Annotated in this window: 10 protein-coding genes; 2 read left to right on the forward strand and 8 right to left on the reverse strand. The window is 67.1% G+C overall.

Annotated elements, in window-relative coordinates:
- Position 1: 1 nt before the first annotated feature.
- On the reverse strand, positions 2–1,162 hold the full coding sequence (locus MUB46_RS20095) for a two-component system sensor histidine kinase NtrB (protein ID WP_261617746.1): 1,161 nt from the start codon (positions 1,160–1,162) through the stop codon (positions 2–4).
- A complete protein-coding gene (gene dusB, locus MUB46_RS20100) occupies positions 1,162–2,256 on the reverse strand; it encodes a tRNA dihydrouridine synthase DusB (protein WP_261617747.1) in 1,095 nt (364 codons plus the stop codon). The genes MUB46_RS20095 and dusB overlap by 1 nt, the downstream gene beginning before the upstream one ends.
- Before the next feature lie 131 nt (positions 2,257–2,387).
- Here dusB and MUB46_RS20105 point away from each other — a divergent pair, with 131 nt between their 5' ends.
- Both MUB46_RS20105 and MUB46_RS20110 read left to right on the forward strand, forming a co-directional pair.
- Positions 2,388–3,566, forward strand: coding sequence for a bifunctional 2-C-methyl-D-erythritol 4-phosphate cytidylyltransferase/2-C-methyl-D-erythritol 2,4-cyclodiphosphate synthase (locus MUB46_RS20105; protein ID WP_261617748.1), 1,179 nt, complete (start codon positions 2,388–2,390; stop codon positions 3,564–3,566).
- Positions 3,566–4,069: a CinA family protein gene (locus MUB46_RS20110; protein WP_261617749.1), complete on the forward strand. Its 504-nt coding sequence runs from the start codon at positions 3,566–3,568 to the stop codon at positions 4,067–4,069. The genes MUB46_RS20105 and MUB46_RS20110 overlap by 1 nt, the downstream gene beginning before the upstream one ends.
- A gap of 22 nt (positions 4,070–4,091) precedes the next feature.
- Here the strand turns inward: MUB46_RS20110 and MUB46_RS20115 are convergent, their stop codons facing one another.
- The 6 genes from MUB46_RS20115 to MUB46_RS20140 form a co-directional block, all read right to left on the reverse strand.
- Positions 4,092–6,374, reverse strand: coding sequence for a fused MFS/spermidine synthase (locus MUB46_RS20115; protein WP_261617750.1), 2,283 nt, complete (start codon positions 6,372–6,374; stop codon positions 4,092–4,094).
- A gap of 63 nt (positions 6,375–6,437) precedes the next feature.
- Positions 6,438–6,902, reverse strand: coding sequence for a type II toxin-antitoxin system RatA family toxin (locus tag MUB46_RS20120; RefSeq protein ID WP_261617751.1), 465 nt, complete (start codon positions 6,900–6,902; stop codon positions 6,438–6,440).
- 10 nt (positions 6,903–6,912) lie between these two features.
- Positions 6,913–7,875 (reverse strand): lipoyl synthase, encoded by a 963-nt coding sequence (lipA, locus tag MUB46_RS20125; protein ID WP_261617752.1) that lies wholly within the window; start codon positions 7,873–7,875, stop codon positions 6,913–6,915.
- Between the two features lie 157 nt (positions 7,876–8,032).
- Positions 8,033–8,287 (reverse strand): GlsB/YeaQ/YmgE family stress response membrane protein, encoded by a 255-nt coding sequence (locus tag MUB46_RS20130; RefSeq protein ID WP_261617753.1) that lies wholly within the window; start codon positions 8,285–8,287, stop codon positions 8,033–8,035.
- 15 nt (positions 8,288–8,302) lie between these two features.
- Positions 8,303–9,721, reverse strand: coding sequence for a dihydrolipoyl dehydrogenase (lpdA, locus tag MUB46_RS20135; RefSeq protein WP_261617754.1), 1,419 nt, complete (start codon positions 9,719–9,721; stop codon positions 8,303–8,305).
- Positions 9,722–9,748: 27 nt separating this feature from the next.
- The gene (locus MUB46_RS20140; RefSeq protein WP_261617755.1) at positions 9,749–10,063 is read right to left on the reverse strand and encodes a hypothetical protein; all 315 of its coding nucleotides are present in this window, start codon (positions 10,061–10,063) and stop codon (positions 9,749–9,751) included.
- Positions 10,064–10,092 lie beyond the last annotated feature (29 nt).

Raw genomic sequence — 10,092 nt, forward strand, 5'->3', positions numbered from 1 at the left:
CTCAGTCCTCGTCGGATTTCACGTCGGACGCGCGCGCGTTGGGGTCGCGGTGGGTCAGGTACATCGGCATGAGAACGCGGAACACGGTCCGCCGCGGTTGTGACTGGCACTCGATCACGCCGCCATGATCGCCGACGATCTTGGCCACGAGCGCGAGGCCGAGGCCGGAGCCGGACATCTTGGTTGTCACGAACGGATCGAACAGATGCGGCAGGAAGTCCTCTGCGACGCCGGGGCCGTTGTCGCGCACGCAGAACTCCAGCGGCAGGCTGACCTTCTCGGAATTGCCCGGAACCGACAGCCGCACGCCAGGCCGGAACGCCGTCGACAGCACGATCTCGCCGTCCGTCGCGTTGGGGCCAATCGATTCCGCGGCGTTCTTCACCAGGTTCAGGAACACCTGCACGAGTTGATCGCGATTGCCCAGCACCGGCGGCAGCGAGGGGTCGTACTCCTCGACGAAACGGATGTGCTTGGCGAAGCCGGCAGAGGCAATGTGCTTCACCCGGTCCAGCACCACGTGGATATTGACCGGATCGCGCTCGACCGGCCGCTGGTCGGAGAACACCTCCATCCGGTCGACCAGCTTGACGATCCGGTCGGTCTCCTCGCGGATCAGCCGGGCAAGGGCCCTGTCGCCCTCCTCCACCGTCGACTCGAGGAGCTGGGCGGCGCCGCGAATGCCCGAAAGCGGATTCTTGATCTCGTGCGCCAGCATGCTGGCCAGCCCGGTGACGCTGCGCGCCGCCGCCCGATGCGTGAACTGACGGTCGAACTGCTCGGCGATGGTGCGCTCGTGGATCATCACCACGGTGGTGTCGTTTTCCTCGGCGATCGGCGCGACGTAGATATCCACCAGCCGCTCGCCGCCGGTGCGCGGCGTTCCGATCGCCACCCGGTATTCGCTGACCGAGGCGGCCCGTTCGCGCGCCTGCGCCAACAGATCGATCAGCGGGCTGTCATGCGGCACCAGATCGGTGATGGCGTAGCGCTGTAAGACGGAAAGGCTCGTCTGGAAGAACGATTCCGCCGCCGCGTTCGCCGAGACGATCGCGTTGTCGTCCGCGACCGCGATCACCGGATGCGGGAGCGCGTTGAAGACAGCCTCCGACGCCGGTGCGTGGACGTCGCCGGAGACCTTGTCGAGGACCGCGCTCGTCATCAGGCTGCACACTCCAGTTGTCCCGCGGCGAAGGCATCGGGGATTGCCGCCGCCACCGCGCGCGGATCGTCTTCGGTCAGAAGGGCCGCGCGCCACGCGCCGATCTCGTCGGCCGGCTTCACGGCTTCCAGGTACCAGCCGAGATGCTTGCGGGCGATACGCATGCCGAGCGTATCGCCGTAATGACCGAGCATCGCTTCGTAGTGTTCCAGAACGATGGCGGCGATGTCTTCCGGCGCCGGCTCCAGCTCGGAGGCGCCGGCTTCGAGCGCCCGTGCGATCGCGCCGACCTGCCAGGGCCGCCCGCACGCGCCGCGGCCGACCATGACCGCATCGGCCCCCGACCGCGCCAGCGCCTCGCGCGCGTCCTCCAGGCCGAGAATATCGCCGTTCACCACCACCGGGACGTCGACCGCCTCGACCACGGCGCGAACCGCCGGCCAGTCGACCGGTCCCTTGTAGAAATCGCAGCGCGTGCGCGCGTGGACCGTGATCATCTGCACGCCCAGTGCCTCGGCGCGCATCGCCAGCTCGGCCGCGTTCAGCGAGTCGCGGTCCCAGCCGAGCCGCATCTTCAACGTGACCGGCACGGCGACGGCGCCGACGGTCGCCGCGATCAGCCGAGCGGCATTATCGAGATCGCGCATCAGCGCCGAACCGGACCACCGGTTGGCCACGCGGCGGGACGGACAGCCCATGTTGATGTCGACGATATCGGCGCCGGCATCGACGGCGAGCCGCGCCCCTTCAGCCATCCATTTGGATTCGCAACCGGCCAGTTGCACGACGTTCGGCGCCACGCCCTCGCCTTCGATGCGCAGTACGGCGTCGGGCTTCTGCTGCACGAGTTCTTCGCTGGCCACCATCTCGGACACGACGAGGCTCGCCCCGAAGCGATGCGCAAGCCGGCGAAACGGCGCGTCAGTAATGCCGGACATCGGGGCCAGGATCGCCCGGCCGGCGAGTGGCGTCCCGTCTATCGTCAGGCCCTGCCCCTTCGGATCGGCGCCGGACTCGTCGCCCTCGGGACCGATACCACCGGGCGTGTCGGCCCTGGCCGCAATGGCCATGCCCATTTCATGTGCGTTTTTCATATTGCCCGCATTTTAGACAGATAATTTCGCGGCGCAACAAAAACGATCGCCCCGCGTAAACCATGATAAACGTTGCGCGAACACGGTTTTTTCTAAAGACGCGGACCGACATACCGCGCTATCAGGGCCAAATGACCACGATTGCCGTAATAGTAGCCGGCGGCACCGGCACCAGAGCCTCCGTAGGCGATGGCCCGGAGCCGAAGCAGTTTCGCCTGATCGGCGGGCGCTCGGTCGTCGCGCGTGCCGTCGCCGCGTTGCTCGATCATCCGCGTGTCGACGCCGTGCAGGTCGTCGTCCGGGAGGGATGGCAGGACCGGCTGGCGACCGAGATCAGCGACCGCGACGGGCTGCTCCCGGCGGTTCCCGGCGGCGCGACGCGCCAGGCCTCGGTGCGCGCCGGGCTCGAGGCCATCGCCGGGCACGCGCCGGACCGGGTGCTGATCCACGACGCCGCCCGCCCCTTCGTATCGTCCGCGGTCATCGACCGGGTGCTCGACGGCCTGGACGGCCCCCCGGGCGCGATCCCCGCGCTGCCCGTGGCCGACACGCTGAAGCGCGCGGAGAGCAAGGGAACGATCTCCGCGACGGTCGACCGCGACGGCCTGTTCGCCGCGCAGACGCCGCAGGGCTTCCGCTTCCCGGAAATCCTTAAGGCCCATCGCCGCGCGGCGACGATCGACCGCGATTTCACCGACGACGCCGCGATCGCCGAATGGGCGGGCATCCCCGTCACCCTCGTCGCCGGCGATCCGGCCAACCGCAAACTGACGACACCCGAGGATTTCGCCATGGCCGAGGCTCTGCTTGGTATCGCCCGGGAAACCCGCGTGGGCACGGGCTACGACGTGCATCGCTTCGCCGAGGGCGATTTCGTAACCCTGTGCGGCATCGAGATCGCGCACGATCGCGGCCTGCTCGGCCACTCCGACGCCGATGTCGGCCTGCACGCCCTGACCGACGCGATCCTCGGCGCCATCGCCGACGGCGACATCGGCAACCACTTCCCGCCGAGCGATCCGCAATGGAAGGCCGCCGCCTCCGACATCTTCCTCAGCCACGCCGCCGGCCTCATCGCCGCACGCGGCGGCACGATCGTCCATGCCGACGTGACGCTGATCTGCGAAACGCCCAAGATCGGCCCGCATCGCGATGCCATGCGCGCGCGCATCGCCGATATCCTTGCCATCGCGATCGAACGCGTCTCGGTCAAGGCGACGACGAGCGAGGGCCTCGGCTTCACCGGCCGGCGCGAAGGCATCGCCGCGCAGGCCGTCGCCACGGTCTCCCTGCCTGCGGAGGGCACGTGATGATAACCGCGAAGGCTCTCGACAAACGCGCCGCCGACCTGATCGACACCCTGCGGCGGAAAGGCCTGATGGTCGCCACCGCCGAATCCTGCACGGGTGGCCTGGTCGCCGGCTTCCTGACCGAGATCGCCGGGTCGTCCGCCGTCTTCGACCGCGGTTTCGTGACCTATTCGAACGCGGCGAAGACGGAGGTTCTGGGCGTTCCCGCCGACCTGGTCGCCGCGCATGGCGCGGTCAGCGAGCCGGTCGCGCGGGCCATGGCCGAAGGCGCGGTCCGCGCCGCGCGGACCGACATCGCCGTGGCGGTCACCGGCATCGCCGGTCCCGGCGGCGGCTCGGCGGAGAAACCGATCGGCCTGGTCCATTTCGCCGCAGCCCGCAGGAACGGCCCCACCATCCACCGAGAATGCCGGTTCGGCGATCTCGGTCGCCGGCAGGTCAGGCTGGAAAGCGTCGGCGTCGCCCTGGACCTGTTGACGGAAGCGGCGGGCGCGCCAACGTAGTCGGCCAACGTAGTCAGCCAGGCTAATCCTGGCCGTCCGCCCTGTGCTTGGCCATGATCGCACCGAGGATATTGGAGTAGTCGTCGGTCCACTCGGAAAATCCTTCCGTGGGCTCGAGGACCTGCCAGTCGGGCGAGGCCGACAGCGCCTCGACCGAGCGGGCATCCCTTGCGAAAACGACGACCCGGGCCGCGGACTTGTAGGTCAGCGACATCGGTTCGCCCGCCACCGGTTCATGGATCAACGCGGCAATCCCGAGCGCCTCCGCATTCGCCGCAAGCGCCGGCGCCAGGTCCATGTTCCGGTTGCTGATATGCACCGCGACAATTCCCTCCGGGGCGAGCTTGGACAGGTACATCGAGATCGCCTCGCGCGTCATCAGATGCACCGGGATTGAATCCGACGAGAACGCATCGACCACGAGGATGTCGTAGTTGCCGTCGGGTTCGTCCGCCACGGTCAGGCGCGCGTCGCCGAGCACGATCGGAAGGTCCGGGCTGCATATCGACAGGAACGAGAAATAGGCCGGGTCGGACGCGATATCGGCGACGATCGGGTCGATCTCGAAATAGCGCCATGCCTCGCCGGGCTCGCGCCAGCAGGCCAAGCTGCCGCTGCCCAGACCGATGATACCGACCTTGCCGAGATCGCCATGCGCGCGCCGCGTTTCCGCGATCGCCTGATAGAGCGGCCCCTTGTCATGATAGTAGGTGAGCGGCTCGGGGCGCCCGACCGGAGACCCCTCTTCGTTCGTTAGCTTCTGGGCACCATGCAGCGTCGTGCCGTGATACAGCAGCCGGAACCGCCCGTCCGCGCTGAGTGCGACCTTGTTGACGCCGAAAAATCCGCGCCGCGTCTCGATGATCTGGCGTTCGTTCTGGAACGCCAGTGCCGAGACGAAGACGGCGAGCACCAGTGCGGTCAGCAGGCTTGGCGATTGTACGTAGACCGCAGCAAGGACGGCGAACAGCACGATGCCGACGATCACGTAGCGCGGGTCGCCCATGACGTTCACGCCGAACAGCAGCAACGGCAGTGACAGTGCGCCAAAGGCAAGAGCGCCGATCGCGAGATCCCGCAGCCAGCGCACCGGCGGACACGACAGGGCGCCCGGGCGCGCGAGCAGGCTGGCGACGAGCAGCACCGGATACTCGATCACGGTCGCGAACACGTGCGGTGCGATGAGCCCCGCGAAGACGCCGCCGAGCACGCCGCCGACCGACATCCATAGGTAGAACCCGGTGAGCTGCGACGCGGCCGGCCGTTTGCGCACCAGCTCCCCGTGGCAGACCATCGCGACGACGAAGTAGCCGATCAGGTTGAGGACGAGGAACAGCGCCCAAAGCCTTGTCTGCCCCCACTGCGCCAGAACGGCGAGCGGGATGACGAATGCCGGCTGCAACAGCAGCATCAGGGTGTGCGAAACCACCGGCCGGCGCGCGAAGGTGATGACGAAGGTCAGCAGGAACAGCGCGAGCGGCAGCACCCACAGGAACGGCGCGGCGGCGACATCCGTCGAGATATGCGCCGTCAAAGCCACCAGCAGCGCCGAGGGAATGAAGGCATAGCCCATCCAGCCAAGGCGACGGGCCCACGTGACCTCGCCATCGGTTTCCGATCGTCCGCGCGGTATGACGGCCGTTACGCCCTGTCCGCTGACGATCGCCAGCGACCCGCAAGCGGCGATCAGCGCGATCAGCGCGACATAGCCGATGGTCCAGCTCAGGCTCTGGGTCTGCAGCCGCAGGAACGGCTCGAACAAGATCGGATAGCCGAGCAGCGCGATCAGGCTGCCGACGTTGCTCGCCCCGTACAGGAAATAGGGATCGGCGGCATGGCGATGCCCAGTGCGGGAGAACCAGGCCTGCAGCAGCGGACTGTTGGCCGAAACGGCTACGAACGGCAATCCGATGGAGACCGCGAACAGGCCGATCAGCCAGATTTCCGTGTTGTCGAGCGGCGGCCGGTCCCATCCTGCCGCAAGACCGATCGGCAGCGCGACGAGCGCAACCAGGCAAACGCCGACATGCACGACGACCGCGGCCAGGAGCGACAGATACCGAGTCAGAAGATGCGCATAGGCATAGCCGGCCAACAGCGCCGCCTGGAAGAAGCACATCGCCACCGACCACACGGACGGAGAACCGCCGAGCCGCGGCAGTACCATCTTCGCGAACATCGGCTGGATCGCAAACAGCAGGAACGCGCTGACGAAAATAGCGGAGGTGAACGCGGGAAGCGCCACCGCGAGCGCACGCGGCGCGCGGGCACCCGCGACACTGGCATTCACGTCCGAGGGATACATCGATCGCCTACCCGATCCCTTCCGGCTGAAGTGCCGGAGGATCCTAGGTAAGCCGAATTAATTCTAGGTTAGTGCATTCCGCTTGCCATACACGACGTCGGCGCGCTTCTCGAAGGCCTCGGCGAAGCGGGAGAAGGCGGCGTCGAACATCGCCCCCATCAGCGTCTGCAGGGTGCGGCTGCGGAACTCGTATTCGAGATAGAAATCGATCTCGGACGCCCCCTCCCCCAGCGGCGCGAAGCGCCAGCGGTTCTCCAGGTGCTTGAACGGGCCGCTCAGATACTCGACCAGGATCGTCTGGTGATCGGGATCGAGCGTCACCCGGCTGGTAAACGTCTCGCGGAAGAACTTGTAGGCCGCCGTCATGTCGGCCACGAGCACCGTGTTGCCGTCCTTGACCGTACGGCTGCGGACCTTCAACGCCTCGCAGAGCGGGACGAACGCCGGATAGCGCTCGATGTCGGCGACCAGCGCGAACATGTCCTCGGCGCTGTGGGCGACCTTGTGGCGGGTCTTGAATGTCCGCATGCCGGGACGGTCAGGCGCCGAGCCGTTGCCGGCGGGCGGCGCGCAGTTTTTCGAAATCGTCGCCGGCGTGATAGCTCGACCGGGTGAGCGGGCTCGAGGCGACCAGCAGGAACCCCTTAGAGCGGCCGATGGTCTCGAACGCCTTGAACTCCTCCGGCGTCACGAAACGCTCGACGCGATGGTGCTTGCGCGTCGGCTGCAGGTACTGGCCGATGGTCAGGAAGTCGACATCGGCGCTCCTGAGATCGTCCATCAGTTGCAGCACCTCGTTCCGCTCCTCGCCGAGCCCCACCATGATGCCCGACTTGGTGAACATCGTCGGATCGAGCTCCTTGACCCGCTGCAGCAGGCGGATCGAGTGGAAGTAGCGGGCCCCGGGGCGCACGGTCAGGTAGTTCGACGGCACCGTCTCGAGGTTGTGGTTGAACACGTCCGGCCGCGCCTCGACAACGATCTCCAGCGCCCCGTCCTTGCGCAGGAAATCGGGCGTCAGCACCTCGATGGTGGTGCCCGGCGCGCGTTCGCGGATGGCCAGGATGGTGTCGGCGATATGGCGGGCGCCGCCGTCGTCGAGATCGTCGCGGTCGACCGACGTGACCACGACATGGGTGAGGCCGAGTGCCGCCGTCGCATCGGCGACCTTGCCGGGCTCGGTGGCATCGAGCGGCTCGGGCAGCCCCGTGCGCACGTTGCAGAAGGCGCAGGCCCGCGTGCACGTGTCGCCCATGATCATGAAGGTCGCGTGCTTCTTCGACCAGCACTCGCCGATATTCGGACAGCCGGCTTCCTCGCACACGGTCACCAGACCGTTCTCGCGAACGATGTCGACGGTTTCGCGATAGACCGGCGAGCCGGGCGCCTTGACCCGGATCCAGTCCGGCTTGCGCAGGATCGGATTGTCCGGCCGCGCGGCCTTCTCGGGATGGCGGGGTCGTTCCTTCCTGTCGGAAACGGTGTCTAGGATCGTTACCATGCCTGTCGCTTCGCTCAATCCGGATACGCCGTCAAGGCGGCGATATGTACCATGCCACTGAAATAGGCGATTTCCCGCGGCGATCCACGCCGTTTCGCCAATCCCGCGCCTCCGCCGGTTTCGGCCGGGAGGACGACGGCCGGGCGGAAACGCTGCCTCAGGCGAGGATCCGCGCCACCAGAACGACGATGATCGCGCCGACGGCGGCGATGATCACCTGCTCGACGAAGGCGTTGCCGATCTTCAGCCTGATGTCGAACTTCTGGGCGAGGAAGCCGCCGACCAGCGAGCCCGCCAGCCCGGTCAGGACATAGCGGATCAGCCCGCCGCCTCCGACGATGAAACTCGCCAGCCAGCCGGCGAGAAGGCCGATCAGGACCCAGATGAGGATCGATTTGGTCTGGTCGCTCATGCGCCCTCCATGCCCTCAGATGTGGATCGCCCGCCCGTATGCCGCGAGCACGCTCTCGTGCATCATCTCAGACAGCGTGGGATGCGGGAAGATCGAATGGATCAGCTCTTCCTCGGTCGTCTCCAGGTTCATGGCGACGACGAAGCCCTGGATCAGCTCGGTGACCTCCGCGCCCACCATGTGCGCGCCGAGCAGCTGGCCGGTCTTGGCGTCGAACACGGTCTTCACCAGCCCGTCCGGCTCGCCGAGCGCGATGGCCTTGCCGTTGCCGATGAACGGGAACTTGCCGACCTTCACCTCGTGGCCGGCCTCCTTGGCCTTCTTCTCGGTCAGACCGACCGAGGCGACCTGCGGGTTGCAGTAGGTGCAGCCCGGGATCATCAGCTTGTCCATCGGATGGGTGTCGAGGCCGGCGATCGTCTCGACGCAGATGACGCCCTCGTGCTCGGCCTTGTGGGCCAGCATCGGCGGCCCGGCCACGTCGCCGATCGCGTAGACGCCCGGCACGTTGGTGCGACCGTAGCCGTCGATGACGATGGTGCCGCGATCGGTCTTCACGCCGAGCGTCTCGAGCCCGAGATCCTCGATATTGCCGACCACGCCGACGGCCGAGATCACCCGGTCGACGGTCATCGTCTCCGCCTTGCCCGTCTCGTCCTCGATGGTGGCGGTGACGGAGTCCGATTTCTTGTCGAGCTTGGTCACCTTGGCGGACGTCAGGACGCGGATCCCCTGCTTCTCGAAGCGCTTGCGCGCGAGCGCGGCGATCTCCTCGTCCTCCACCGGCAGGATCTGCGGCAGGACCTCGACCACGGTCACGTCCACGCCCATGGTCCGGAAAAAGCTGGCGAATTCGATACCGATCGCGCCGGAGCCGATCACCAGCAGCGATTTCGGCATCTTTTCGGGCACCATCGCCTCGAAATAGGTCCAGACCAGCTTCCGGTCGGGCTCCAGTCCGGGCAGCGCGCGCGGCCGTGCGCCGGTCGCCACGATGATGTGCTTGGCCGTGTAGTCGCCGCCGCCGAGCGCGCCCTTGATCGGATTGTCGGCCGCCTTGACCGAGACCTTGCCGCCACCGGCGAGCGTCGCCGTGCCCCAGATCACGTCGACCTTGTTCTTCTTGAGCAGGAACTGCACGCCGTTGCTGAGCTGGGCGGCGACGCCGCGCGAGCGTTTCACGACGGCTTTCGGATCATAGGAGATGCCCGTCGCTGACAGGCCGTAGTCCTTGGCGTTCTCCATGTAGTGGTAGATCTCGGCCGACCTGAGCAGCGCCTTGGTCGGGATGCAGCCCCAGTTGAGGCAGATGCCGCCCAGGTACTTGTTCTCGACGACCGCCGTCCTGAGCCCGAGCTGGGCCGAGCGGATCGCGGTGACATAGCCGCCCGGCCCGGATCCAATGACGATCACGTCGTAGCTGTTGTCGGCCATACTCGACTCCCCGATTGTCCCGTTGTCCTAGCGGCAGGCCGGCGGGCTCACTTCCGCGATCTCGTAGCCCGTCGCCCCGACCATGCCGTCCTTCGGCGGGATCGCCTTCAGCGTCACGAAGACCATGCATTCGCCGGCATGGACCACGAACACGCCGTCCTTGCGGCGCACGACACGATCGATCGGCCGTTCGCCGAGCGCGTCGACGACCTGCGCCCCAAGAACCGTCTCGAACTGGCGCAGGCGATCGTATTTCGGCGCGAGCGCGGCCTCGGCGACGGACGCGCCGGCGGCGACCATGGCGAGCGTCGCGGCGATCAGCCCGGTCCGTCGCATCGTCATTCTCGCAGCCTCCCCTTCCACCGGTCGCG

The organism is Microbaculum marinisediminis (genome assembly GCF_025397915.1).
GTDB lineage: Bacteria > Pseudomonadota > Alphaproteobacteria > Rhizobiales > Tepidamorphaceae > Microbaculum > Microbaculum marinisediminis.